Annotated in this window: 20 protein-coding genes and 1 tRNA gene; 10 read left to right on the forward strand and 11 right to left on the reverse strand. The window is 71.0% G+C overall.

Annotation, left to right across the window (positions count from 1 at the left end; translation table 11 throughout):
* Positions 1-30: 30 nt before the first annotated feature.
* Entirely contained in the window at positions 31-981 is a 951-nt protein-coding gene (locus JNK30_RS19030; protein WP_293484676.1) for a mechanosensitive ion channel family protein, read from the reverse strand.
* Positions 982-1,063: 82 nt separating this feature from the next.
* Complete coding sequence (locus JNK30_RS19035; protein WP_293484678.1) at positions 1,064-1,516, reverse strand: HtaA domain-containing protein; 453 nt, start codon at positions 1,514-1,516, stop codon at positions 1,064-1,066.
* 164 nt (positions 1,517-1,680) lie between these two features.
* On the opposite strand from JNK30_RS19035, the gene gyrA reads away from it, so the two are divergent.
* On the forward strand, positions 1,681-4,476 hold the full coding sequence (gyrA, locus tag JNK30_RS19040; RefSeq protein ID WP_293484680.1) for a DNA gyrase subunit A: 2,796 nt from the start codon (positions 1,681-1,683) through the stop codon (positions 4,474-4,476).
* A gap of 8 nt (positions 4,477-4,484) precedes the next feature.
* On the opposite strand, the gene JNK30_RS19045 is transcribed toward gyrA, so the two are convergent.
* Complete coding sequence (locus tag JNK30_RS19045; protein WP_293484682.1) at positions 4,485-5,108, reverse strand: Crp/Fnr family transcriptional regulator; 624 nt, start codon at positions 5,106-5,108, stop codon at positions 4,485-4,487.
* Positions 5,109-5,202: 94 nt separating this feature from the next.
* Here JNK30_RS19045 and JNK30_RS19050 point away from each other — a divergent pair, with 94 nt between their 5' ends.
* The 7 genes from JNK30_RS19050 (at position 5,203) to tgt (ending at position 11,612) form a co-directional block, all read left to right on the forward strand.
* Entirely contained in the window at positions 5,203-6,885 is a 1,683-nt protein-coding gene (locus JNK30_RS19050) for a hypothetical protein (protein ID WP_293484684.1), read from the forward strand.
* A gap of 110 nt (positions 6,886-6,995) precedes the next feature.
* Complete coding sequence (coaD, locus tag JNK30_RS19055; protein ID WP_293484686.1) at positions 6,996-7,490, forward strand: pantetheine-phosphate adenylyltransferase; 495 nt, start codon at positions 6,996-6,998, stop codon at positions 7,488-7,490.
* A 49-nt stretch (positions 7,491-7,539) separates the two neighbouring features.
* Entirely contained in the window at positions 7,540-8,412 is an 873-nt protein-coding gene (locus JNK30_RS19060; protein ID WP_293484688.1) for a peptidylprolyl isomerase, read from the forward strand.
* Positions 8,409-8,873 carry a peptidylprolyl isomerase gene (locus tag JNK30_RS19065; protein ID WP_293484690.1) on the forward strand — a complete coding sequence of 155 codons (465 nt, stop codon included), beginning with the start codon at positions 8,409-8,411 and terminating at the stop codon, positions 8,871-8,873. The genes JNK30_RS19060 and JNK30_RS19065 overlap by 4 nt, the downstream gene beginning before the upstream one ends.
* Before the next feature lie 37 nt (positions 8,874-8,910).
* Complete coding sequence (locus tag JNK30_RS19070) at positions 8,911-9,369, forward strand: hypothetical protein (RefSeq protein WP_293484692.1); 459 nt, start codon at positions 8,911-8,913, stop codon at positions 9,367-9,369.
* Positions 9,370-9,405: 36 nt separating this feature from the next.
* On the forward strand, positions 9,406-10,482 hold the full coding sequence (queA, locus tag JNK30_RS19075) for a tRNA preQ1(34) S-adenosylmethionine ribosyltransferase-isomerase QueA (RefSeq protein WP_293484694.1): 1,077 nt from the start codon (positions 9,406-9,408) through the stop codon (positions 10,480-10,482).
* A complete protein-coding gene (gene tgt, locus JNK30_RS19080; protein ID WP_293484696.1) occupies positions 10,482-11,612 on the forward strand; it encodes a tRNA guanosine(34) transglycosylase Tgt in 1,131 nt (376 codons plus the stop codon). The genes queA and tgt overlap by 1 nt, the downstream gene beginning before the upstream one ends.
* Here tgt and JNK30_RS19085 read toward each other — a convergent pair.
* Positions 11,533-12,270, reverse strand: coding sequence for a hypothetical protein (locus tag JNK30_RS19085; RefSeq protein WP_293484698.1), 738 nt, complete (start codon positions 12,268-12,270; stop codon positions 11,533-11,535). The two genes, tgt and JNK30_RS19085, sit on opposite strands and share 80 nt — an antisense overlap.
* Positions 12,271-12,400: 130 nt before the next feature.
* On the opposite strand from JNK30_RS19085, the gene JNK30_RS19090 reads away from it, so the two are divergent.
* A tRNA-Lys gene (locus tag JNK30_RS19090) sits at positions 12,401-12,475 on the forward strand.
* A gap of 205 nt (positions 12,476-12,680) precedes the next feature.
* Here JNK30_RS19090 and JNK30_RS19095 read toward each other — a convergent pair.
* The 7 genes from JNK30_RS19095 to JNK30_RS19125 all read right to left on the reverse strand — a co-directional run bounded on the left by JNK30_RS19095 (position 12,681) and on the right by JNK30_RS19125 (position 25,571).
* Positions 12,681-13,055: a hypothetical protein gene (locus JNK30_RS19095; protein ID WP_293484700.1), complete on the reverse strand. Its 375-nt coding sequence runs from the start codon at positions 13,053-13,055 to the stop codon at positions 12,681-12,683.
* A 50-nt stretch (positions 13,056-13,105) separates the two neighbouring features.
* Positions 13,106-14,539: a pilus assembly protein N-terminal domain-containing protein gene (locus tag JNK30_RS19100; protein ID WP_293484702.1), complete on the reverse strand. Its 1,434-nt coding sequence runs from the start codon at positions 14,537-14,539 to the stop codon at positions 13,106-13,108.
* Between the two features lie 130 nt (positions 14,540-14,669).
* Positions 14,670-15,140, reverse strand: a complete 471-nt coding sequence (locus tag JNK30_RS19105; protein WP_293484704.1) for a hypothetical protein — start codon at positions 15,138-15,140, stop codon at positions 14,670-14,672.
* A gap of 99 nt (positions 15,141-15,239) precedes the next feature.
* Positions 15,240-16,898, reverse strand: coding sequence for a glycosyltransferase family 4 protein (locus tag JNK30_RS19110; RefSeq protein ID WP_293484706.1), 1,659 nt, complete (start codon positions 16,896-16,898; stop codon positions 15,240-15,242).
* A 39-nt stretch (positions 16,899-16,937) separates the two neighbouring features.
* Positions 16,938-20,072 (reverse strand): CHAT domain-containing tetratricopeptide repeat protein, encoded by a 3,135-nt coding sequence (locus JNK30_RS19115; RefSeq protein WP_293484707.1) that lies wholly within the window; start codon positions 20,070-20,072, stop codon positions 16,938-16,940.
* Between the two features lie 2 nt (positions 20,073-20,074).
* The gene (locus JNK30_RS19120) at positions 20,075-23,881 is read right to left on the reverse strand and encodes a filamentous hemagglutinin N-terminal domain-containing protein (RefSeq protein ID WP_293484709.1); all 3,807 of its coding nucleotides are present in this window, start codon (positions 23,879-23,881) and stop codon (positions 20,075-20,077) included.
* Positions 23,882-23,900: 19 nt separating this feature from the next.
* Positions 23,901-25,571 carry a ShlB/FhaC/HecB family hemolysin secretion/activation protein gene (locus tag JNK30_RS19125; protein ID WP_293484711.1) on the reverse strand — a complete coding sequence of 557 codons (1,671 nt, stop codon included), beginning with the start codon at positions 25,569-25,571 and terminating at the stop codon, positions 23,901-23,903.
* 451 nt (positions 25,572-26,022) lie between these two features.
* On the opposite strand from JNK30_RS19125, the gene JNK30_RS19130 reads away from it, so the two are divergent.
* On the forward strand, positions 26,023-26,469 hold a 447-nt coding region (locus JNK30_RS19130), incomplete at its 3' end, for a multiheme c-type cytochrome (protein WP_293484713.1).

Here is a 26,469-nt window from a genome sequence, read left to right on the forward strand (position 1 = left end):
GACAACGAGTGACGGGCCCGACCCGCTGCCTCACGGCGCGCCGGGCGCATTCGCGTCCGTTCGTGGTTCCCCACGGACCGCCCCCGGCGCCGGGCGGGTGTCCTTGCGGTCGAGCTGCACCTGGTGGGGGTAGGGGAACGAGAGCCCCGCGGCCTCCAGCGCCGCCTTGGCCGCCTTCACCAGGTCGTAGCGGGTGTTCACCCAGTCCTGCGGCTGCGCCCAGCAGCGCAGGGTGACCGTCACCGAGGAGTCGGCGAGCGCGGTCACCTTGGCCCAGGGCTCCGGATCGTCGAGCACCCGCGGATCGGCGCGCGCCAGCTCGATCAGCGTGGCGATCGCGGCGTCCAGGTCGTCCTCGTAGTCGACGCCGAAGTGCAGCTCGATGCGCCGGCGGCCGCCGCGGCTGATGTTGACGATCGTGTCGCCGAACACCTTGCCGTTGGGCAGGAAGACGGTCAGGCCGTCGTAGTCCACGAGGCGGGTGTTGAAGAGGTCGAGGCCCCGGACCGTGCCGCTGCGGCCGTTCACCTCCACCTGGTCGCCGGTGCGGTAGGGTCGCAGGATCAGGATCATCACCCCGGCCGCGACGTTGCCCAGGGTGCCCTGCAGCGCCAGGCCGATGGCCAGCGAGGCGGCGCCCAGCACCGCCAGGACCGAGGTGGCCTGGACGCCCAGCTGCTGCAGCACGGCCACGAGGCCGATGCCGATGATCACATAGCGGACGAGGCCCGAGAGGAAGGCGGCCAGGGTCTGGTCGGGCGCCTGGCCATTGCGGTGGACGCGGGAGATCGCCCTCTCGGCGACCCGGCCCAGGCGCCGCGCGAGCCACAGCGTGACCGCCAGGATCGCCAGCGCCGCCGCGAGCCGGATGCTGAAGCCGCCGATGGCCGCGGCCAGGGCGCGCAGCATGACGGGGTCGCCCGACAGGGCCATCCGGGCCATGTCGTAGACGGGGGTGACGGGATCGGCGGCGGGGGCCAAGCGGGACCTCGTGGACGGTGAAGGCTGAGCGTGGAAAACACCCGGCGCGCCGTTCCGATGCAGGGCCCCGTCGCCCTCGCGGTCAGATCCTCACCGTGACCGGGTCCAGGACCGTGCCGGGCGGGTAGTGGTCGCCCAGGATCATCATGCCGTCGAGCGTGATCGCGCAGGGCAGGGTGACCGCGCCGTCCGCCGCCACGGCCGCCCCTGCGGCGTCCAGCTTCGCGAAGGGGACGCGCCGGCCGCCGGCGTCGGCCACGGACAGCACGCAGCCGTCGGGCCCGGCCTCGACCCAGGGGTCGGAGAAGCTCACCGAGAGCAGGCCGCCGTGGGCCTGGAACGCGAGCGCGCCCCGGAACCGCCCGGTCCCGCGCGGCCGGCCCTCGCCGTCGAAGGCCAGGTCGCCGCCGTCGGCCGCGAAGACGAACCCGTCGTCCGCCTCGGCCGCTCCGGCGTCGGCCCGCACCGACCCGCCCGAGCCGGTCACATAGCTCCGGAAGCTCTGCTTCACGCCCCACGCCAACGCCGCCGCCATCCAGGCCTCCTTGTCCGATACGCTTCCGTGGCGCCGCACGCCGCGGCTGTCGATGCTTCGCGTGCGCGCGTACGCGTGCGCCCGCGCGAGATGACGCAGCCCCCTTCGGAGTGCTATCAGGAACCCCTACATAAGCCTCCCGATTCGAACGGCGTTCCTTTCCCTTGACCGATTCCGCAGACACCCCGCCTCCCGAGCACGCGCCCGGGGGGATCGCCCCTATCGCCATCGAGGACGAGCTGAAGCGCTCTTACCTCGACTACGCGATGAGCGTGATCGTCAGCCGCGCCCTGCCGGACGTGCGCGACGGCCTGAAGCCGGTGCACCGGCGCATCCTGTTCTCGATGAACGAGCAGAACCACACGCCCGACCGGGGGTATGTGAAGTCGGCCCGCATCGTCGGCGACGTGATGGGTAAGTACCACCCGCACGGGGACCTCGCGATCTACGACACCCTGGTCCGCCTCGCGCAGCCGTTCTCGATGAGCCTGCTGCTGGTGGACGGGCAGGGCAACTTCGGCTCGGTGGACAACGACCCGCCCGCGGCCATGCGCTACACCGAGAGCCGGCTGACGCGCGCCTCGATGGCGATCCTGGCCGACCTCGACAAGGACACGGTCGACTTCAAGGACAACTACGACGGCTCCGAGCAGGAGCCGGTGGTGTTGCCGTCGCGCATCCCCAACCTGCTGGTGAACGGCGCCGGCGGCATCGCCGTGGGCATGGCCACCAACATCCCGCCGCACAACCTGGGCGAGGTCGTCGACGCCTGCCTGGCCTATGTGGACAACCCCGAGATCGGGCTCGACGAGCTGCTCGACCTGGTGCCCGCGCCCGACTTCCCCACCGGCGGGCTGATCATCGGCCGCACCGGGGCGCGGCAGGCGCTGATGACCGGACGCGGTTCGGTGATCATGCGCGGCGAGGCCACGATCGAGGAGATCCGCAAGGACCGCGAGGCGATCGTCATCACCTCGATCCCGTATCAGGTGAACAAGGCCGCCCTGGTCGAGCGCATCGCCGAGCTCGTGCGCGAGAAGCGCGTGGAAGGCGTCGCCGACCTGCGCGACGAGAGCGACCGGCAAGGGATGCGCATCGTCATCGAGATGAAGCGCGACGCCTCGCCCGACGTGCTGCTGAACCAGCTCTACCGGTTCACGCCGCTGCAGACCTCGTTCGGCGTCAACATGCTCGCGCTGAACCGCGGCCGGCCCGAACAGATGGGCCTGAAGGAGATGGTCACCGCCTTCGTCGACTTCCGGGAGGAGGTCGTCGTCCGGCGCACCAAGTTCGAGCTCTCGAAGGCGCGCGACCGCGGCCACGTCTTGGTGGGCCTCGCCATCGCCGTCGCCAACATCGACGAGTTCATCCACATCATCCGCTCGTCGAAGGACCCCACCGAGGCGCGCGAGCGGCTGGTGGCGCGCGACTGGCCGGCGGGCGACATGCTGCCGCTGGTCGAGCTGATCGCCGACCCGCGCACGGTCGTGGTGGACGGAAACCAGATCCGGCTCACCGACGAACAGGCGCGCGCGATCCTCGCGCTGACCCTGTCGCGCCTGACCGGCCTCGGCCGCGAGGAGATCTTCGGCGAGGCCCGCGAGCTGGCGGGCGTCATCCAGGGGCACCTCGAGATCCTGGGCTCGCGCGAGAAGGTCATGGCGATCGTCCGCGAGGAGCTCGTGGCGGTGAAGGACGCCTTCGCCGTGCCGCGTCGCACCCAGATCGTCGAGGGCGACGCCGACGTCGAGGACGAGGATCTCATCGCCCGCGAGGACATGGTCATCACGGTGACCCACGGCGGCTATGTGAAGCGCACGCCGCTGGCGATCTACCGCACCCAGCACCGGGGCGGGAAGGGCCGCTCCGGCATGGCGACCAAGGACGAAGACGCCGTCACGCGGGTGTTCTCGGCCAACACCCACACCCCGATGCTGTTCTTCTCGTCCGGCGGCAAGGCGTTCCAGCTCAAGGTGTGGCGCCTGCCGGTGGGCACCCCGACCTCGCGCGGCAAGGCCTGGGTCAACCTGCTGCCCATCGAGCCCGGCGAGAGCATCACCTCGATCCTGCCGCTGCCCGAGGACGAGGCGACCTGGGACCAGTACGACGTCATGTTCGCCACCCGCTCGGGCAACGTGCGGCGCAACAAGCTCAGCGACTTCATCGGCATCAAGCGCAACGGCAAGATCGCGATGAAGCTGGACGAGGGCGATTCCATCATCGGTGTCGGGGTCTGCAACGCCGACCAGAACGACATCCTGCTGACCACTGCCCTCGGCCGCTGCATCCGCTTCGCGGTGGATGAGGTGCGCGTGTTCGCCGGCCGCGACTCCACCGGCGTCCGCGGCATCCGGCTGGCCGACGGCGACTCCGTGATCTCGATGGCGATCCTGCGCTCGGTGGCGGCCACCGCCGACGAGCGGGCCGCCTACGTGAAGCACGCCAACGCCATGCGCCGCGCGGCGGGCGGCGAGGGCGAGGACATCGAGGACGCCGCCGCGCCCGATGACGATGAGGAGGCCGTCGGCGACGCCGCGCTGTCGCCCGAGCGGATCGCGGCCCTCGGCGCTGCCGAGGAGGTGATCCTCACCGTGTCGACCGAAGGCTACGGCAAGCGGACGTCGGCCTACGAGTTCCGCCGCACGGGCCGTGGCGGCCAGGGCCTGCTGGCGCAGGACCTCACCAAGCGCGGCGGCCGCCTGGCGGCCTCGTTCCCGGTCGACGAGAACGACCAGATCCTGCTCGTCACCGACCAGGGGCAGCTGATCCGAACGCCGGTCCGCCAGGTCCGGATGGTCGGCCGCAACACGTCGGGCGTGATCATCTTCCGCACCAGCGCCGACGAACACGTGGTCTCGGTCGAACGGCTGGCCGACACGGGCGAGGACCCCGAAGCTCCGGAGGTCGCGCCCGAGGAGTCCGACGAGGCCGAGGGCGGCGCGGGCGGCGGCGAGGGCTGAGCCAGCCCTCAGCCGTGGCTGCGCATCTCGATCCAGCCGCGGCCCAGCCGCACGGCGCCGTCACGTTCCAGGCTGCGCAGCGCCTTGTTCACGGCGGGACGCGAGGCGGCCAGCATGGCGGTCACTTCCCACTGCGAGATGTCCACCCGGCTCCAGCCCTCGGCAGCGGGCGCGTCGCGCGACAGGGCCCGTAGACGGGACAGCAGTCGCATAGGCAGCGGCATGAGCGCCAGTTCCTGCAGCGCCGCCATCAGGCCGCGGATCGTGGTCGCAGCCTGACGCGAGAGACCCTCGAGGATCTCCGGATGTCGCATCTGTAGCCGGCTCAGCTCGGCCTGCGGAAAGAACAGCACCGAGAGCGGGGTCCTGGCCTCCACAAAGATCGGCGCCGGCGCGCCGTCCAGGGCGACCGTCTGCCCGAAGACGTCGCCGGCGCGGGAGAGGCGAAGGATTAGTATCTGGCCATCGGCGCCGCCGAGGTAGATCCGCGCCGAGCCGGTCTGCACCCGATAGAGGCCGCCGGGAGAATCACCCAGGCCATAGACCTGTGCGCCGGCCGGGTAGTCGCGTCGTCGACCGGCTGAAAGCAGCGCATCGCGCGCCGAACAGGGCAGGGTGTCGATCCAGCTCATGCCCCGAATGTCATCTGGAAGACATTCGGCGCCAAGGTCGCAACGTAGGCTGACGGGCAGGCAGCGCCGCCGGGACGGCGGAACGGGAGTTGTGATGACGACGGATTCCGAGCGGGGCGCCGGGCCGAGCCGGCGCGAACTGTTCGCCGGTGCGGGCGTTGGCGTGGGGGCCATCTCCCTGGGCGTTTCGAACGTCGCGGCGCAGACCGCTGAATGGCGGACCGGCGACGTTGCGCATCTCCTGCCCACCGTCAGCCACGACGAGATCCTGCTGAAGGCCTCCCTGACGCGTCCGGCCCGCAGAAGCCTGACCCTGCGGGTGGACGGTCGACAGATTCCGGGCCTGCGCTCGGATATCGCCGGGCGCTACTGGCGCTTCCGCGCATCGCGACTGACGCCGGGTCGGGTGCACCGCCTGCAGCTGTTCGAAGGCGGCGATGCGCTTTGCGATCCCTGGCCGCTGGCCACTCTGGAAGCGCCGGACTCGCGCCCCGACCACTTCCGTCTTGTCTCCTTCACCTGCGCGGGCGGTGATCCCGACATGTCGCCGCCGGGCGCGCCCGAGGTCTTCCGACCAATGGCGGTGCGTCGCCGGTTGCTGGCGCGGGCGATGAGCTTCCAGCCTCAGGCGATCATCGCCAACGGCGACCACATCTACTGGGACCAGCGGACGTGGCTGGAGTCGCGCAACCCGCGCGTCGCGGCGTCCACGAAGGCGCGGTACGCGAAGTTTGGAATGTTCGACCGTGAGCAGCCGCTCCTGGGCACGGTGAACGAGGACATCATCCGGCGCATCGGCGAGGCGCAAATCGCCGCGCTCTATGGCGTTAGCCTGCGCTCGACGCCCAGCTACTTCGTTGGCGACGACCACGACTATTTTGAGAACGACGAGGCCGAGGAGCGCTTCGTCACCTTTCCGCCAGACCACTTCTCGGCCGAGGCCAAGCGTGCGGTCCAGACGTTGTTCTATCCGGAGTTCTTACCCGAGGCCACGCGCCCGCTCGGGATCTCGGGCGCCCGCTCGGACGGTCTGTCGGAGAGCTTCGGCAGCCTGCGCGTAGGACGCCTGTTCGAGGCGCTGATCTACGACTGCGGCGGCCACCTCACCCTGAAGGGGCCTGCGGCCGGCCTCGTGCCCCCCGAGGTCGAGGCCTGGCTTCTGGCGCGCACCCAGGCGCAGGACACCGCCCAGCTGCTGCATGTGCCGTCGCACCCTCCCGGCTGGTCCGCCGGCAAGTGGCGCGAATGGTATCCCGACATCGTGGTCAATTCGGGCGCGGCGCGCGTGACCGCCGATGGATCGCAGGTCACCGACTTCAACGCCGCATCGGGCGAGGGCCGGCTGTCGGTCGAACGGCCCAAATACATGTGGCAGGAGGGCTGGAACCGTCAGCACCAGCGCCTCATGCGCGCGCTCTCGGCGCAGGCCACACGTCCGGCGGCGGTCATTTCGGGCGATCTCCATGCGGTTGGCGGCATCCGCATCGAGCGCAGTGGCGACCTCGACTTGTCGGCAAACCCGGTGAACGTGATCCTGGCCGGCACGCTGGGCAGCTCCACGAGCAGCTGGCCGTCGGCCGTCCGAGGGTCCGCGCCGCAGAAGCCTTCCTCCTTGACGACGTCGCCCCTGGCCCCGGTCAGCGAGCGGAACGGCTTCACAGTCATCGATGTCGAGCCGGACCGGATGCAGTTCCGGCTGTTCGCCTGGCGGGAGCCGCAGCCCGTGGAAGCGATCGACAGCCTCCAGCCCTTCGCAACTTTCGATCTGGCGCGCTGACGAAACGACAGGTGTGTCGCGCGCGGGCGCGGCCTCGGGCGTTTTCCACTTGCCAGACGCCGCCCTGGCGGCGAAAGGGCGAAGGTCGTCTTGGGGGGACCAAAAAGCGCATGACCCGCGTCGGCTTCTATCCGGGCACGTTCGATCCCATCCACAACGGCCACCTGGACATCATGGGCCGGGCCGCCAAGCTGGTGGACCGTCTGGTGATCGGCGTGGCGATCAACGCCGGCAAGGGGCCGCTGTTCTCCCTCGATGAGCGGGTCGCCATCGTCGAGGAGGCCATCGCGCCGCTGCGCGCCAAGACCGAGGTCGTGGTGCAGCCCTACGAGGGCCTGACCATGCACTTCGCCCGCGAGATGGGCGCCACGCTCATCGTCCGCGGCCTGCGCGCCGTCGCGGACTTCGAGTTCGAGTTCCAGATGACCGCCATGAACCAGCAGCTCGACCGCGAGATCGAGACGGTGTTCTTCATGGCCGACCCGCGCCACCAGGCCATCGCCTCGAAGCTGGTCAAGGAGATCGCGCAGCTCGGCGGCGAGGTGGGCAAGTTCGTGAGCCCCGCGGTCAAGGAACGCCTGCTGGCCAAGGTGGGGCGGAGCTAGACGCGCGGCGGGGCTGGCCTGCCGCCCATCGTCCGGCTACGAGGACCCCATGACGCTCCGGACCGTTCTCCTGGCCGCCGCCCTGGCGGCTGCGTGCGCCGCTTCCGCCCAGGCCCAGCGAAAGACCGCCGCGCCGCCCGTCCCGCCGAAGCCGGCCGCGCCGACGGCGGCGGACTGGCGCACGCCCGACCCCAACGACGTGGTGGTCATCGACACCAACAAGGGCCGGATCATCCTCGAGCTGGTGCCCGAAGTGGCCCCGCTGTTCAGCGATCGCGTCCGCCAGCTGGCGCGCGAGGGCTTCTACGACGGCCTCACCTTCTTCCGGGTGATCGAGGACTTCATGGACCAGACCGGCGATCCCGAGAACCGGGGCACCGGCGGCTCGTCGCAGCCCGACCTGAAGGCCGAGTTCCTGTTCCGCCGGGGGCCGGACACGCCCTTCGCCCTGGTCCAGGATCAGAGCGTCGCGGAGATCGGGTTCATCAAGTCGGTTCCGGTCTCGACGCAGTCGATGATGCTCGCGCCGATGACGCGGGACGGGAAGATCAACGGCTACGTCCTCTACTGCGCGGGCGTCGCGGGGGCGGCCCGCGGCGAGGACGAGAACAGCGCCAACAGCCAGTTCTTCCTCATGCGCGCGGCGTTCCCGCGGCTCGAGCGGCGCTACACGGCCTTCGGTCGCGTGATCGCGGGGCAGGAGGTGGTCACCGCCATCAAGACGGGGGAGCCGGTCCCCGACCCGCAGGACCGGATGGAACGTGTCCGCGTCCTGAGCGATATCCCGGAGAAGGAACGGCCGAAGATCCGCGTGATCGATCCGGCCGGCAAGTGGTTCAAGGCCGAAGTCGCCCGGGCGATCGCGGCCGGCGGCGCCAACTTCTCCGCGTGCGACATTCAGATTCCTGTCGAGGTGAAATGATGGACTCCGAAAACACCCTGCTCATGGAGCTCGAGAGCGGCCCCGTGACTATCAAGCTCCGCCCCGACCTGGCGCCCCAGCACGTCGCCCGGATCAAGGAACTGGCGCGCGAGGGCTTCTACGACGGCGTGGTGTTCCACCGCGTGATCCCCGGGTTCATGGCGCAGGGCGGCGATCCCACCGGATCGGGCATGGGCGGATCCAAGAAACCCAATCTTCCCGCGGAGTTCAGTCGGGAACCTCACGTGCGCGGCGTATGCTCGATGGCCCGTACCGCCAATCCGAACTCGGCCAACAGCCAGTTCTTCATCTGCTTCGACGACGCCACCTTCCTCGACAACCAGTACACCGTCTGGGGCGAGGTGACCGAGGGCATGGAGCACGTCGATGCGCTGCCCAAGGGCGAGCCGCCCCGCAATCCCGGCAAGATCGTCTCGATGAAGGTCGCGGCCGACGCCTAGCCGGCGGCGCGGCCGCGCCTTGCGCTGAGGCGATCCCATGGCGGCGAAGCTGAAGGTGTTCGTGACGTCCGACGGCCTGACCGACTACGTCGTCGCGACCACTTCGCGGCCCAAGGCGCTGGCCGCCTGGGGCAGCCGTCAGGACCTCTTCAAGACGGGACTGGCTCACGAGACCGATGACCCCGAGGTGGCCGAGGCCGCCCGCGCGCGGCCGGGCGAGGTCCTGAGGCGGCCGGCGGGTTCGCGTGCGGCGCTGGCGAAGCTGAAGCCCGCGAAGCGCGTCGCGAAGGCCGCGCCAGGGCCGTCCAAGGCGGCGTTGAAGCGGCTCGCCGGGGCGGAAGCCCGGCTCGCCGCGGCCGAGGCCGCGCACGCTGATGATCTTGCGGCCCTGGAGGCCCGCCGCGCGAGGCTCGAGGCGAAGTGGTCCGAGGATCGCGCGCGCCTCGCGGACGCCGTCGAGCGGGCCCGCAAGGCGGTGGACGAGCGCCGCGCTTGACGCCGTGCCCGCCGCATGGCCTTGACCCGCGCTCCTATGCAGCTCGCCGACTTCGACTTTCACCTGCCCGAGGACCGGATCGCCCTGCGGCCCGCGAGCCCGCGCGACGCTGCGCGGCTGCTGGTGGTGGAGCCGGGCCTGCCCTTTCGGGACCTGGCCGTCAGCGACCTGCCCGGGCAGCTGCGGGCCGGGGATGTCCTGGTGGTCAACGACACGCGCGTCATCCCGGCGCGGCTGAAGGGCCATCGCGTGCGCGGCGACAGCCGTGTCGCCGTGGAGGCGACGCTGCACCAGCTGAAGAGCGGCCATGTCTGGACGGCCTTCATGCGGCCGGGGAAGAAGCTCCAGCCCGGCGATCGGATCGTCTTCGGTGAAGCCGGCGATCGCGCCTGTCTGCTGGGCGCGCTCGACGCCACCGTGCGCGAGAAGGGGGAGGGCGGCGAGGTGACCCTGGCCTTCGACCTCTCGGGACCGGACCTGATGGCCGCGATCGCCGAGCGGGGGATGATGCCGCTGCCGCCCTACATCGCCGCCAAGCGCGGCGAGGACGAGAAGGACCGCGCGGACTACCAGACCGTCTACGCCGAGCAGGAGGGGTCGGTCGCCGCCCCCACCGCCGGCCTTCACTTCACGCCCGAGCTCCTCGAGCGGCTTAAGGGTATGGGCGTAGGCTTCGAGCGGGTGACCCTGCACGTGGGGGCCGGCACCTTTCTGCCGGTGAAGACCGAGAACGTGGCCGAGCACCGCATGCACGCCGAGTGGGGCGAAGTCAGCGTCGGGACCGCCGCGCGCCTGAACGCGGCGCGCGCGGCCGGCGGCCGCATCGTCTGCGTGGGCACGACGTCGCTCCGCCTGCTGGAGAGCGCCACGGGCGAAGACGGGGTTGTGTCGTCTTTTCGCGACGAGACGGCCATCTTCATCACGCCCGGCTATCGCTTCCGGGCGGCGGACGGGCTGATGACGAACTTCCACCTGCCCAGGTCCACGCTCTTCATGCTGGTGTCGGCGTTCGCGGGGCTCGACACCATGCGCGCGGCCTATGCCCACGCCGTCGCGAAGGAGTACCGCTTCTACTCCTACGGCGACGCCAGCCTGCTCTGGAGAGCGGCGTGATGGCGGCCTTCCCCTTCACCCTCACCGCGACCGACGGCAAGGGCCGAACGGGCGTGCTGTCGACACCTCGCGGCGAAATCCGCACGCCGGCGTTCATGCCCGTGGGCACCGCGGGGACCGTCAAGGCGCTGACGGTCGAGCAGGTGGGGGCGACCGGCGCCGACATCCTGCTGGGCAACACCTACCACCTCATGCTGCGGCCCACGGCCGAGCGGGTGCGCCGCCTTGGCGGTCTGCACCGCTTCATGCGCTGGGACAGGCCGATCCTCACCGACTCCGGCGGCTTCCAGGTGATGTCGCTCTCGAAGATCTCAAAGGTCACCGAAGAGGCGGTCACGTTCCAGAGCCACCTCGACGGGAGCCGGCACGTGCTGTCGCCGGAGCGGTCGATGGAGATCCAGGCGGATCTCCTGGGGTCCGACATCGTCATGCAGCTCGACGAGCTGGTCGCCCTGCCGGCCACGCCGGAGCGTGCGGCCGAGGCGATGCGCCGCTCGGCCCGCTGGGGCGCGCGCTCGAAGGTCGCCTTCGGCAGCCGCGACGCGCAGGCCCTCTTCGGGATCCAGCAGGGGGGTGTGGACGAGGCGCTCCGGCGGGAGAGCGCCGAGCGCATGCTGGAAACCGGCTTCGACGGCTATGCCATCGGCGGCCTGGCCGTCGGCGAGGGACACGCCGCCATGGTCGAGGTGCTCGACTACGCGCCCGCGATGCTGCCCGCCGACCGGCCGCGCTACCTGATGGGGGTCGGGAAGCCGATCGACATCGTGGAGGCCGTCGCGCGCGGGGTCGACATGTTCGACTGCGTCCTGCCCACCCGTTCCGGACGGCACGGCCAGGCCTGGACGTGGGATGGCCCGATCAACCTCAAGAACGCGCGCTTCGCGGAGGACCAGTCGCCCCTGGACCCGGAGAGCGCCGTCTCGGCCAGCCGCGACTATTCCAAGGCCTATCTGCACCACCTGGTGAAGAGCAACGAGATCCTCGGCCAGGTCCTGCTGTCCTGGCACAATCTCGCCTTCTTCCAGGCGCTCATGGCGGCGCTTCGGGCGGCTATTTCCGCCGGGGAACTGACGTCGTTCCGTCGCGCATTTGCGACGCGTCAGACGTCTTCGTCGGATACTTCGGCTTGAGGGGCTCGCGCTTGTCCACGACGGGCGTGGAGCCGGCTCGCTCGTGGCTCGGCGTCGCGGGCGGATTGCAGCCCTTCGCCTCGCCGAGGCCCTTGAGGTACGCGCGGCGAACGCTCCCGGCCACGTAGGCCGACTGCACGAGCCGGTCGTGCGCCTCGGCGCCGGTGACCTTGCGCACCACTCCGCGGAAGGGAATCAGCGCGCTGGAGGCGACGTCGGCGGCCACGCCCAGGATCTTGCCGCGGGTCACGAGGTCCTCGTCGCCCGGCAGTTCCCGGTCGATGTCAGGTCCAAGGACGTCGTCGAGAGGCCGCACCAGCGCGATCAGGTAGTTGCAGCCATAGTTGCGGGGGGGCCGCGCATAGGGATCGGCCAGCGCCTGCAGCAGGACCTCGGGAATGTCGGTCTTCTTGACCCCCAGGTCGCGCAGCGGCGTGGTGGCGGCGCCGGTGACGCTGCTTTCCTTGACCTCGCTGGACGTCTTCATCCGCTCCTGCGGCGTGTAGACCGGCGGTGGCGGCTCGGGCGGCTTGCGCGGGGCCGCCTTGGCCGGCGGGCGCTTGGTGGCAGGCCGCGTCTGCGCATCGGCGACGCTGACGGCGGTCAGCGCGGCCAGCGCGGCGCCGAGGACCAGAAGGCGGGGGGCGGGGGTTCCCATGCGCCGAGCATGGCCGACGGGAGACCGGGTGTTAAGCCGCTCCGTCGAATGCGGCTTTCACTTTCGCGCAGAGCCCTCTAGGTTCCGCGCCGCTTCGCCACAGGTCGCCGCAGGCGACCCATGGAGTCGCGGGCCGGTAGCTCAGTGGTAGAGCATTCGACTTTTAATCGAATGGTCCTGGGTTCGAGTCCCAGCCGGCCTACCAACCTCTTCTCACATTGTTCGTGAAATCAGACGGATACGGTCATCTTTTCACGTGAGTATGAGGCGCTGCGGCGTGAAGGGCGCTCCACACCGGACCGTGCGACGCCAGCAGGAGCCCGGCCAGCGCCACGCGAAACGGGTCCTCGAAGCTCATCAACAGGACGACGAAGACCGCCAGCAGCGGCGAAAGCCAGATCGCATTAGGGTTAAGGCGCGGCATTCGCCGATGAAGCCGGGCGCAAGGCCGGATGGCAAGCGGGCTTGCGGCCTTCGCCGCCCGCGCCGTGCACGATCGGGAAGGCCCCGCGCTCCGGGGCGCTGAATTCCAGAACCTGCGCCGCGGAGCAGGCCCGGGGCGCGTCGGCGACGGTCACGTGAAGAACCAGGGCGCCGCCCTGAAGCGCAGAGGCGGGCAGGGCGACTGCGCAGGTGGTTGCGGCCTCGCCTCCCGGCGCCGTACGGCAGGTGGGGCCAGGGAGCGCCATGGACGCCTGCGGCTGCACGACGTCCGGAAGGCTGCCGGCCGCGGCCGGCGAGGCCATGGCTGTGACGACCAGGCAGACCAGGACCCGAGCCAGCATGTGACGCCTCCCAAACCTGAGAGGGAGGTTCGCACGAGTCGTCGCTGCGCTCAGGCGCGCAGGCGCAACGTGGTCAGGGCCCGGATGATCTGGCGCTTCGCCCAGCGCACCGGCGGCGCCAGGGCCTCCGTCACCTCCGTCACCACGGGCAGGGCGTACTTCCGCGCGAACGAGGCCCTGCTGCGGTCCGGCGCGGGCGCCGGAGGCCCAGTCGAGTGCGGCGGGAGGGCCGCGCTGTCGCTCTGCACCAGGCGCGCGGTGACCAGGATGGCGAGCTCCCGCCGATCCTCGGTTCGTCGGATCGCCCGCAGCAGCGGGCCGATGACGGGGGCCCGGCTGGCGAGAGGGACGCCTCTGACCGCGTCGGTGGACGACTCCTCGAAGAGGCCCGCGATCAGGTGGCTTTCGCCATCCCGCAGCTCAAGCGTTGTGGTTGCGCGGCGGGTCAGCAGGCCCGGCACCGTGAAGGTCCCCACTCGCAGGCCCACGCCGGGGTTCAGTTCGCTGCGCTCTGCGTCGAGCCTCAGTCGGATGAGGCCGTTGGCCTGGACGTCCGGCTCCACGGTCACGGCGGCGCCATAGGGCTTGAACTCCAGCTTCAACTCGCCGGTCGATCCACCGGGGACCGGGTAGGGGACCTCGCCGCCGGCTCGGAAGTGCGCCCGTACGCCCGACGTCGAGACGAGCGTCGGCTGCGCCAGCATCTCGATCTCGCCGCGCGTCTCGAGCGCGTCCAGCGCCGCGTCCAGGCTGTACCGGCCCGGGGTAAGACGCAGTCGGGTCGTCAACTGGGGCGGTTCGGCGCCTATGAGGCCAGAGCCGGCGCGCAGGTTGACGTGGGCCCCGTCGCGCAACGCGAGGGCCGAGCCGATGTCGCGGATGCGCCGGCTGCCGGCTTCGAAGATCCGGACATCGAGCCTGACCTGGGCGCCGCGGACCACGACATGGGACGTGACGGCGCCGGGCGCGATCTGTTCGGCCAGGCGCAGCGCCGCGTCGGCGGCCCCCGCGCTGGACGCCACGCCGCCCAGGAGCAGGCCCGTGGAGAGCTCGGAGACGCTGATCTCTTCGTCCGGCAGGCTGGCGGCGAGGCTCGAACGCAGCGCTTCGGCGTCGTAGCCCACACGGACGTCGACGGTCTGAGACAGCCGCCCCTCACGATCGTAGACGAGGAGGTTCGCGCCGGCGCGCTGGCGGCCGATCACATAGAGTCCTCGGTCCCCGCTGGAGCTCACCTCCAGCGTTTCCGGCTGGCTGACCACGACCTTGCCGATGTCGCCCGAGCCACGGAGCGCCACCGCATGGGCGAGCGGCATACGGATGATTGTCGAACTGACCGGCTCGGGCGGGAGCACCTCGAGGTCGCCGGCCAGGGCCGTGGAGCCCGCGGTCGCCGCGACCAGGCCGGCCAGCGCCGTCGCTACGCTGCTCGGCAACCGCCGCAGTACGCGCCGCACGGCTTCGATGACGAATGTACGCACCACGTGCGGCGCAATGACACAGCCGGCGTTCCGGGATGGCTAACGAGCATGGTTAGCCGGTGTTGAATCGAAAGCGCCGCCCGAGGGGCGGCGCTCTGAAGTCGGAGGGTGTGTCAGTCCTCGGCGGTCGACGCTAGTTCTGCTGCACCGGCGGCTCGGCGCCGTTCTTCGCCAGGTAGTTGTCGAGCGCCTGGCGCGCCACGGTCTTGCAGCCGCTGGTCTCGGCGACGCGGACGATGTCGTCCAGGGTCTGGAGGCTTTCGAGCGCCGGGCAGATGCCGCCCCGACGCGCTCCGAAGGTGCGGCCTTCGGGCGGCGGTTGCACCAGGGCGCGAATGGTTTCGAACCGCGCGGCGTCGGCGGCCGCCAGCTTGGATCCTGGGATCGTGGCGCCGGCCGCAGCCCCGCGCACGGTCACGACCTCGCCCGAGGCCCGCATCAGCGTCAGGGTCTTGCCCGCGCCGAGGGCGACCTTCGCGCCGGCGTCGAACGCCTGCCCACGCTTGATGGCCGGATCGGTCGAACTCACGACGATGTAGTCGCTGGCCACGGCCACGCCGCCGAAGGCGAGCGAGAAGGCGGCTGCAATCAAGAGTTTACGCATCGGATTCACCCCCGTACGACAGTCTGGAACGTTTGCGCGCAGACCCATGGACTAACACATCGAGGTCCTGAACGGTACCTGAACCAGGCGCTTGCGTGTTCATGTACGCGACGATCCGTCGCGAAGACGCACGAAGCCGAACTTGGCGAGCCACAGGATCCCCCTTTCGATGAAGGGTCGGCGTTCGGGCGGAGTCTCAGCAAGGATCGCGCCAACCGTCAGCGGCGCGGCGCCCAGGACGCTGATCAGGGTGATCGCCTCGTCCGGGTGCGGGAGGCGGGCGGCCGGGTTGCGGACGTGCGCGCGCGCCAGCAGCGCCGCGGCTTCAGCCTCCGTCAGCGGCCGCGCCAGGGACACCTCCGTCGCCGCCGAGAGCGCAGCGCTGGGATAGGCGGAGAACATCCGGAAGGGGTCGGGCCGAAACGGATTGTCCCGCGCCGGCTGTGGCGGCGCGGCGGCGCGGCGGCGCGCCAGCTCGGTCCACAGCGCCTGGTACTGAGGGATCACGACCCGCCAGTCGAACACCTCCCGCGCCCTCGCGCGGCCCGCGGCCCCCATCCGCGCGCGCAGGTCGGGATCGGAGAAGAGCGCCGTCAGCGCGTCGGCGGCCTCGCCGATGTCGGGCGCAGCGAACAGCGCCGTCGATCCCGCGTAGTTGTCGTAGGTCATCAGGCGGTGGGCGTAGGCGTAGACCAGGTCCGTTCCCAGGCCCGGCCGCGGGGCGAGGGTCCGCACCCGGAAGCCGTCGACGCCGTGCCGGACCGTGTCCTTGTAGCCGTTCCAGTCGCTGACCACGCAGGGGAGGCCCGCGGCCATGGCCTCTACAGGGGTGAGCCCGAAGGTCTCCTGCACGTTGTCGCTCAGCGACAGGAAGACGTCCGCCGCCGACACGATCTCGTCGCGCGCCCGGGCCGAGGTGTCTCCCACCGGCGTCAGGATCACGCCGTCGTCCGCCAGGGCGCGGGCCGCCGCGAGGAACGCCTCCTCGTCCGAATCGCGTCGGGCTCCACCGAAGAGGATCCAGTAGACCGGGCGTCCCAGCCTGCGCGCGGCTTCGGCCAGCGCGGCGCCCATGGGGCCCGGGTGCATCTTGGTGGTGAGGCTGAAGCGTCCCAGGTGCAGGGCGGCTGGGGCATCGTTCGGAATGCGGAGCTTGCGGCGCCAGCGGCCGCGGGCCTTCTCGTCGCGGCGGAAGTCGTCGGCATGGACGCCCAGGGGAATCGTCACCAGCTGCGCGGGCGGCATGCGGGTGGCCCCGAACCGCTCCTGAAGATACAGCGCGACCCCTTCCAGCAACGATTCCACGGCCTTGCGGCCCGCGTCTGACGTGCACACCAGGGCGTCCCAGGGCTCGATGGGCGCGGACAGCAGGCCCGCGATTTCGTCCAGGATGTAGGTTTCGGCGATGGTGTGCGTGACGCCGGTCAGCGAATAGGCCTGCCCGCCCAGCGCCCGGCGGGCCCAGGCTTCCTGACGCATCTCGGGGGAAGGGATGTACACCGCCCCGGCCTCGCCGAGGCGGTCGCGATCGCCGCGGGCGATCCAGCTCACGGGCCTGCCGACCGGCCCCAGCCGCTCCAGCAGGGCGTCGAGCTGGGCCTGGTCCTCGTCGAAGGTGTTCCAGAAGTGGAACCGGTCGACATCGGCGTAGCGCAGGAACCCGCGTAGGAACCCTTCGCCCGCCGAGTTGCGCCCCATCGGCCGCGGGATCGAGGCGTCGTACGGCTCGGTGTTCAGCTGGACGGCGGCGTTGGCCATGTCAGCCCTATAGGCCGCTGCGCGTCGCGTCCGCCAGGATCAGTTGGACGCCGTGCGCGTGGACCCGGACGGGAGCGCCTTGGACCCGTCCCCCACGATCGTGAAGGGCGCCCAGAAGTACGGGTGCGAGAACTGGTCGTTCTGCTGGAGCGCCCGCTGCGACTGGGTGAGGGCCTCGGCGCTCGACGGCGCGCCCGCCGAGAACATGCCGGTCATCAGCCGGACCGTCGCCACCGAGTCCACCGACCAGTGCGACACGATCAGGCTGCGCCCGCCGGCGTAGATCACCGCGCGCGTCAGTCCGCCCAGCGCTTCGCCCCCGCCCTGCATCCCGGTGGTCGAGGGATCGCCGCCCGCACCGCCCGTGTCGCAGGCCGAGAGCACCACCAGGTCGGCGTCGAGCTTCAGGTCGAGGATCTCGCTGGCGTCGAGGAGGCCATCGCTCTCGCCGCCGCCGACCGAGGTCATCAGGGCCGGTTCGGGCAGGCAGGCCGACGGCTGCGGCAGGAGGCCATGGGTGGCGAAGTAAAGGACCTTGTAGTCCGAGAGGTCGCCGCGGGCCTTGACGGCGTCGTCGGTGAACGGCGCCCCGGTGATGATGGCGTCGGACGTGGCGCCGCCGACGCTGGCCGCCACCTGGCGGACCTCGTCGGCCGTGTCGGGCAGCGGCGGCATCTGCAGCAGCGCCAAGCGGGTGTTCTCGCAGATGTTCGAGATGTCGCGATTGCTGCGCAGCGACACCGAGCGACGGACCACCGAGGAGTAGGCCTTGGGATCGCCCTTCATCGGCGTCGTCGGGTCGGCGAAGGCGAGGAAGCTCCGCTTGGCCCGCGAGGGCGCGAAGGCCCGCGACTGCAGGAAGCTGGCCGCCGAGAGCACGAGGGCGGAATCCGTCTTGGCGCCCAGCCAGGCGACCTGCCGGTAGTCGGGGTCCTTGCCGTCGCCGGCCTTGGCCAGCAGCGGGGCCGGGTCCTGGGTGACCAGCGTCGCGACGGGAAGCGAGATCAGGGGACCGTCGGGCTCATAGATCAGGTGCTTCGCCGCCATGACATCGGCCGCCACGGGGCCGAACAGGGTGTTGAACAGCTGGTGCGCGCGGGCCACGTCGAACGGCGGGAGGGTATCCTCGGCTTCGAACGGAGAGCGCAGGACGCGCACGTCGGCGCCGATCTGACCGCGGCTCTTGGCGATGGCGTAGGGCTTGGCGGCCGTCTTCGAGACGAGCATCCCGTAGCTGCGGTCGTTGAGTAGCAGGATCTTCACGTAGACTTCGTCCGGCGCGAGCGCCTTCTGAAGGTCGGCGAGGGTCGCCTGCGACGACACCAGCTGCGAGTAGCGCGGGTTGGCGGCCAGCAACTGGGCTTCCAGCGTGTCGGCCTGCGTCTGGAGCGCGCGCAGCCGCGTCTCGAGGTCCGTCCGCTCGGCGCCGGCATAGGCGTTCGCGGCCTGTAGCTGGGCGGCCTGCGCCTCGGCGACGCGCAACTCGCGCCGGGTGTCCTCGAGCGCCCGCACCAGTCCCGTCACCGCACCGTCGCCCGAGGCGACGCGGGCCGCCAGCTTGGAGACCGTCTGCGCGGTGGCGTTGGAGATCACGCTGGCGCCGGCCGAGAAGAACCTCGCCCGATACTCGTCGGCCTTCGCGGGGTCCGCTTCGATGCGCTTGATGAGCAGGTCGAAATAAGGCGCCGCGTCGTCCGCCGAGGCGCCCAGCGCGCCGCGCTGGGCCTGGAACAGGTCGAAGGCCCGCGCATAGCTGGCCAGGGCGGCGTCTTCCTGCCCCGCGGCGGCCTGCGCGCGGCCCAGGTCCAGCAGCAGTCCGCCCTCGGCCGCGGTGCCGGCGTGTCGCAGGCGGATCGTCCGCACGGCGTCCTGGTACCGGGCGACGGCGGCCGCGGGCTGGCCGGAGTCCATGTCGACCTCCGCAAGGTCGGCCTCGATCCGGGCGCGCAGCCAGACGTTCAGCGCGCCGTTGGCTTCGGCGCGGGTCAGCAGCTGGGCGGCGCGGTTGAGCGCCTCGCGGGCGGCGGCGATGTCGCCCTGGGCCGCCAGCGAGGAGCCTGCGACCTCCAGGGCCTGGGCGTCCTGCACGATCAGCTGGTCGGCCAGCGAGACCTTCGAGCCGCCCAGGACGTCGCGGCCGGCGGGCCGGCTGTTGAGCGCGGTTGCGAGATCGCCCCCGATGGCCACCTCGCCGGCGCCCGTGCGGGTCACCGTGGGACCGCCCGAGCCGAGCCCCTGGGCCGCGCGGGCCTCTTCGTTGGCCCGCAGGACCGCCTGGGCCGCCTGGGCGGCTTCGGCGAAGCGGCCGGCGTTCCGCAGATGCAGCGCGCGGTAGGTCCGGGCCTGCGCCGACAGGAAGGGATCGTTGGCTGCGGCCACCTGCACCTCGGCGTCCCGGAACAGCCGGTCGGCTTCGACGAAGCGGCCGTTGTTCGAGACGTTCAGGGCGAGGTTGAGCATGGCCTCGCCCAGTTCGCGCGGCGGCGCCCGGCGGGCTTCGGCGTCGGCGAGCAGCGCCTGGAAATCGGTCTCGGCCTGTTCGAAGCGCCACTCGTTGTTCTGGACGTACGCGCGGGCCCGCAGGCGCGCGGGGTCGGTCGCGGCCGCCGCCTGGCTGCGCGCGAGGCCGCCTGTGGCGCCCCCGAAGTCGGCGGCGATCTCGGCGCTTGCGGCCGACGTCTGAACCTCGTTGGCCTTCGGCGGCTTCAGCGCGCCGGAGACCACCTTCAGGCCCGTCTCGAGCACGTCCGCGATCTGCGCGGGGCCCTCGGCCGTGTAGGCGCCGCCGCCGCGGCGGGCGTTGTAGGCCAGGTAGGGCGCGTTGGTCCGGGCGGCGCGGCAGGCGCGGCGCGTCACGGGCCCGAGGCCGGCGACCGTCTCCGATTTCTGGTCCGCGCACTGCGCGCGGGCGCCCAGCGAGGTCTCCCATGCGCCGGCGTCTCCGCCCTCGAAGGTGTAGAGCCGCCCCAGGCTGCCCTCCCACCCGCGGCAGCGGATGTTCCAGGCCCGGCGGCCGGCGGCCTGGACCAGGGGATCGTCGTAGTCGCGCACCGCCTGGCACACCGCGCCCGATGCTGCGCTCTGGCCCAGGGGGATGAGGTCGGCGCGCGTCTGGGTCGCGGCCGGCGACGCGAGGAGGAGGGCGCCCGCAAGCGCCAGGAGGGAACGCTGCACGATCATCTCTTCTGCCTGCGCTGGCGCCAGATTTCCTGGCTGCCGGTTCCGGTGGTGACCGGATCGGCGACGATTTCGTCCGTGTCGGGAGGCGCGACGCCCAGCACCACCGTGGGCGCCGTGAGGTTCTCGGACGAGACCTGGGCCTCGCCGGCCTCCTCGGAGTCCTGAGAGTCGTTGGAGTTCGAGCTGTCGTTGCCAAGGATCGCGCCGGGACCGCCGAGCTGGTCGCGGGCGGCGAGGATGCCGGCGCTGGTCTGCGACACGATCGGATCGGCCGAACCGCCGCCGCCGCCCGAGCCGCCGCCACCGCCGCTGACGAAGGCCGGCGAGCAGTTCGAGGTGCCGACGTCGCAGCTGTTGAAGCGGTAGTTGGCGTCGGACGGCTTGGAGATCGGATTGCCCGCCGCATCCACCACCGTGAAGCTGACCGCCGATCCCGCCGGGGCGCCGGTGACGACCTGGCCGTTCGCGCCGGAGAACGCGCCCCAGAGCTCCACCACCTTCGGCGGATCGATCACCAGGGCCGGGTTGGACTGGCCCGTGAAGAACACGCCCACCGCCTGGCCGAAGCCCAGGGGGGCGGTGTTCTGCTGTACGACCTTGTTGTCCGCCGAGACCTCGAGCTTGCCCGCGGAGACGAAGATGCGGTTGGTCTCGTCCGGCGTCGGGGCGACGCCCGCGGGGCGGCCTGCCGCCGTGTCGATCTCGCCGACCGCCGTGCCCTGGATCAGCGTGATGAACCGCTGGGAGCCCATCAGGATGTCGTTGCGCGCGGCCAGGCGAACCTCGGTGAACGCCCGGATGTCGCTGTACTGGCCGCCACTGAAGGTCGCCGCGCCCAGTCCGCCTGTCACGAGGATGGAGTTCGGCCTCCAGCTCAGGTCGGTGGCGTCGCCGATGCGCAGGATGCCGCCGCCGGTGGTCGGCGCGGCCACGCCCTGCACGTTCGCCGTGTTGTTGGAGCCGACCAGGAAGCCGAGGCTGGGCGTGTTGGCGGGGTTGACCGTCAGGTTCTGGATGAACAGGTCGCCGCGGGTCCCGCCCGTGGTCGACCCGGCGTAGAACTTCAAGGTCCCCGCCACGCGGAACTGGCCGAACTCGGCGTTGTCGAGGATGAGGGCGCCGGCTCCGCCCGCCGCGCCGCCGACCCGCAGCGCCCCGTTCCGTGATTCCACCTGCGCGTTGGCCGCTGTCACGACGCCGGTGAGGTCCAGGTCGCCGGCCAGGATGCGCAGCGTTCCCGCCGCGCTGAGGGCCGCGACATTCGCCGTGCCCGCCACGTCCAGGGTCAGGTTCCGACCTGCGCTGAGGGCGGTCGTCGATGTGAAGTTTCCAAGCGATGTTATGGAAAGATCACGCGTAACCGGTCCGATCGTTGAGCCGAGGCTGAGCGTCGTCCCCTGGATGATGAGGTCGCGGCCCGTGCGGTAGCTGGTCGTCGTGACCGAGCCGTTTGCGGCCGTCGCCCGGAGCGTGAGGTCCTCGCTCGCGGACACGGCGCCGGCCGTCACCGTGCTGCCGATGAGCGAGACGGAGCCGGAGTCGGCGCGGACGTCGGCGACCCGGAGCGCGCCCGCCGCGGTGATGGTGACGTTTCTCACCGCCGTGAAGGAGCTGGACAGGGTGAAGTCGCCGGTGGTGGAGCCGACGGTCAGATCGCGTCCGGCCGACACCGCGTCGAGTCGCACGGTGGGCGCCTTCAGCGTGGCGTCTCGCGAGGCGATGACCGAGAAGGCGCCCGGGGTCGGCCGCAGCACGTCGACGACCGCGTCCTGGCCGGCGCGAACCGAGACTTCCGTCGCCCCGGTGACGCCGCCGGTCCCGAGGCCGAGCTTGGCGTCGAAGTTGGTCGACTCCACGCGGACGACGCGGCCGTTGCCGGCCCGGTCCGGGTTGCCGACGAATTCCACCTGCACCGAATCCGGGGCGCCGCCGGTGAGGGTCACATCGCCCAGCGAGGCGGTCCCGCCGGTGGCCAGCACGAAGATGTCGTCGCCGACGGTCGCCTTGCCCACGACCGCGTCGCCGCCGGTGGCCACCACGTAGAGGTCGCCGCTGGTGGTCACCGTGCCCAGCTTCAGGCTCTGGGCCATGCCGAACACGCGCGGGGCGGTGACCGTGTTGGCCTCGATCGCGCCGCCGCGGAGGTCGACGCTGGCGCCGGCGGTGATGCTGTCGACCTTCGCCTGGGCCAGCTCGATCGTGACGTTCTGCGGCGCCGACAGGTTGATGATCCCGGAAACCGTCGACACCCCGTCGCCCAGGGTGATGTCGCGGCCCGACGTCACCGTCAGCCGGTTCGGGGCGCTGATCGCGTCGATCTTCGCATCGACCTTGCCCGAGATCGCGCCCACGCCGGTCACGCCGACGCCGGCCAGCAGGATATCGCCCTTCGTGGAGGCGGCGGTCAGGTCACGGGCGGCGATGAGGCTGTTGGCCTTGACGTCCGCACCCTCGATGGACACGTCGCGGCTGGCGACGATGCGCCCCAGTTCGATCGAGGCGGTCGCCTTGATGCTGGCGTCACGCCCCGTACTGATCGCGGAGATGGCCGTCGGGTCGAACAGCGCCGAGACCAGCGCCTTGTCCAGCACCACCGAGTCGATGGCGCCGCCGAAGAAGCCGTTCCCGTTGCCGTTTCCGTTCCCGTTCCCGTTTCCATTGCCGTTCCCGCCGCCGTTGTCGCCGCTGTCCTCCGGCGGGTTGGCGTCTTCGGTGAGGGTGGGGGGGTTCTTGGTTTCCTCGGGCGGGCGGACCCACGGGCGGCCGAAGATCCGGCCGACGTTGCGCACCTGCAGATCGCGCGAGGCCGTGGCCTTGTTGAGGTAGATGTCCGTCGCCGCGGCGCCGTCCAGCGTGGGGGCGGCCTGCCGGTTGGCGATCCCGCCCCCGCCCGACAGGATGATGTCCCCGCCGTCGGCCTTCGCCTGCTGCGCGGTGGTCATGCCCTCGAGGTTGATCACGGCGCTGCCGATCGCCGACTTCGAGACGGCGGCCAGGAAGACCGAGTTCGCGCGCGTGTCGCCGCCCAGGTCGATGGCGACCTGGCTGTCGGCGCCGTCGTCCACGCTGGGCACGATGAAGTCGACGAGGTCGAAGTCGCCGCCGGCGCCCGGCGCCAGCCGGATCTGGAAGTTCTTCGCCGAGCCGTAGAGCACGCTCCCGTTCACAGCGCTGACCACGGCGTTGGCGCGCGTCTGGATGGTGGGGCCCATCAGCGCCACCATGCCGCCGTTGGCCGTCAGCTTGGCGCCCTGGAGCACCATGACCCGCGAGTTGGGCAGCGCGTCGCTGCCCGAGAACGAGAACAGGTTGTTCGAGGGGTTCAGGAACTGCGAGGTGTCGGGCGTGCCGATCGCCACGAACAGGCTGCCCGCGTCGACCTGCGAGCCGGCGCCGAAGATGATGCTGTTCTGCGACGAGAACCAGATGTTGCCGCCGTAGTTCGACCCGACCTTGCCCTCGACGACGCCCTCGATCTTGGAGGGGCTGAGGCCGGTGACCTTGTTCAGCACCACCCAGCTGTTGCTGTCGAACCGGAAGCTCACCGTCTCGGTCGGGAGCACGTTGAAGGTCGTCCAGCTCAGCACCGTGCGCGGCGCATTGAGCTTCACGTCGGTGCGGTCGGTGGTGCTGGTGATGGTGGGCGCGCCACCGCCGGCGCTGACCTGCGCAACGCCGCCCACGGGCAAGGCGGCGGCCGAGGGTGCGTAGAAGGAATTGATGCCGGCCAGAGCGCCGCAGAGGGCGGTCCGCGCGAACAGGAAGCGGCGGCGGCCTTCGGCTGAACTCATGAGCGTGGGCATGCTTACTTCTCTTTCCGCATCAGAGCAGACTGGCCGTGAGCTGGATCAGCACGCGGTCTGTTGGACGCGGCCCCCCCGTCCGGGTGGCGTCGAGTGGATGGGCGTAGGTGACTTCCAGGTTGGCGCGGTTGAACAGCCGGAACACGACGCCCGCGCCGATCGACTTCAGGGTGCGATCCTTCTGTACGCCGGCCGCGAACGCGTTGTTGTTGGCCACCCAGCCCGCGTCGAAGAAAGCATACGGTGCGGCCGCCACCTTGGGATGCAGCTGCAGCGGCCCGTAGCGCAGTTCCGCAGCGGCCGAGACGCCCTTGTCGCCGAGCAGCGCCGCCGGATCGTAGCCCCGGCCGACCGTGAGCCCGCCCAGCGAGATCTGCTCGTACGGCATCAGCTGGCTGCCGGAGTACTGCGCCTGCATGCGCAGCTGGCCCGTGAAGCGGTCCGAGAGCGCGATGTCGCCGCCGCCCTGGGCGCGGAGCACCCACGCGCCAGGCTTGCCGGATCCGCGGGTCAGCAGAACGTCGCCGGCGTCGCTGCCCCCGAAGACGTCGACGCCCTTGCGGATGCTGACCGCGCCGCTGGTGAGCACGGGGCGGCCGGCGATCTCCGTCCGGTAGTCGCCGTCGGCGCGGGCATAGAGGACGCGCAGCTTGTCATGGCTCAGCGTCGCGGCGCCGCCGGGGCGCGTGCGCTGGTCGATGAAGTCGAAGCCGCCTGCGACATTGAGGTTCTGGCTCCGCGAACGGATCACCGGGTAGGCGGCCTCGAGGTTGCCCACCACCGACCTGCTCTTGAGGTCGAGGGGCTTCAGGAAGTCGCCCGGCCGGCTCTCGCCGTAGGTGATCGACCCGCGGCCGACCAGGCCCTCGGCCCCGAACCGCGCGGTCTCGGCGAGCTGGACCAGCCACTGCTCGTTGGAGTCCAGGGTGTGGAACGCCGTCAGGGCCGTCGATTCGCCGTACTGGGTGTAGCCGGCGAACTCGCCGCGGATCAGGCCGCCCCATCGCCCGACCTGCTTGGAGCCGGTGTTCTGCACGTTGGCGAACACGTCCGGCCCTTCGCGGGCCACGGTGATGTCGATGTCCACCGCGCCGCGCTCGGAGCTGGTGGAGGGCCGCACGGCGGCCCGCGCCCGGATGCCCGGCACGTCCGACGCGAGAAGCAGGTACCGCTGCGCCCTGGCCATGTCGAAAGGCTTCATGCCGCGGAGCTTTTCGGCGTACCGCTCGACCAGGGCCTGGGCCGGACCCACGTCGCCGCGGACCCGCACGTTCACGACGTGGGCCTCGATGACCTCCAGGACCAGGGCGCCGCCGGCGATGCGCTGCTCCGGGATCTCGACGCGGGCGAGCACGCCGGAATCGAAGACGATGCGCGCCGCGCGATCCCGGATCTGGCAGATCACCGCGACGGGCTGCGGCTTTCCGATCAGGTCGGCGTAGGCTCCGCGGAGCTCGTCGGCGCCGACGGCCGTCGCGCCCTGGAAGGTGACCGAGGTCAGGGTGACCTGGACGTCGGAGGACTCGAGCGGGCAGGGGCCCGGCGGCTCAGGCGTGAAGGCGCCCGCGCCTCGGCGCGGCGGCGGCCGGCTGATGCGGCTCTCGGGGTTCACCTCTGCGGCGCTGGTTCCGGGGGTCGTCGCGGGCTGGGGCGGGGCCGATTGGGCCCAGGTCGAAACCGTCGGGGTCAAGGCCGAGGTGGCGAGCGCCAGCAAGCCGATTCGCGTCGCACGCCGCAGGCTCGACGGACGCCATGCCATACTCGACCCCCCAAAACCCGGCTCCCAACTCGTCTTACAATTCGAGGCCACAGTTTGGAAGCAGAGACTCCTCTTAGGAGAGCGGCGCCGTAGGACTAGGCGCCGGGCTTCCGATCTGGTCCCATTCGCCTTATTCGGACTACCGTAGGCAAGCTGAGCCCGCTAAGACTCTTGGGGGAGTAAGGGGCGCCGGGGGATGAGGATGGGGGGAGCACGAGCGTCGCGAATCGTGGGCGCGCTATGCGTCGCCGCAGCCGCTATCGCGGGCGCGGTCGCGGTCGGCGTTGGCCCTGTGGCGACCGCCGCGACGGGATCGGCCGCCACCAAGGGCGTCCATGAGGGCGTCGCGTCCTGCGCAGGCTCCAGCTGTCACAGCCGGCAGGTGGATTCGGGCGTCAACGTCCGCCAGAACGAACTCATCACCTGGCAGAGCCCGTCCAGCGCCGCCGGCGCCCACAGCCGCGCCTGGCGCGTGCTGACCGAGTCGCGGGGCCAGGCCATCGCCCGCAAGATGGGGCTCGGCCCCGCCCAGAACGCGAAGGAATGCCTGGGCTGCCACGCTGATCCCGCGCCGGCCCGCGGCGCCAAGTTCCAGATCTCTGACGGCGTGGGATGCGAGGCCTGCCACGGCGCATCGTCCGGCTGGCTCGCCAGCCACCGTTCCGTCGAAGGCACGCACGCCAACAATGTCGCCAACGGCCTGCGGCCGCTCGAGAACCCGAAGGTGCGCGCCGGCGTCTGCCTCGATTGCCACTTCGGCAGCTCGCGACAGGGCCAGTTCGTCGATCACCGCATGATGGCCGCCGGCCATCCGCGGGTCGCCTTCGAG

The sequence above is a fragment of the Phenylobacterium sp. genome (genome assembly GCF_016793225.1).
Lineage (GTDB): Bacteria > Pseudomonadota > Alphaproteobacteria > Caulobacterales > Caulobacteraceae > Phenylobacterium.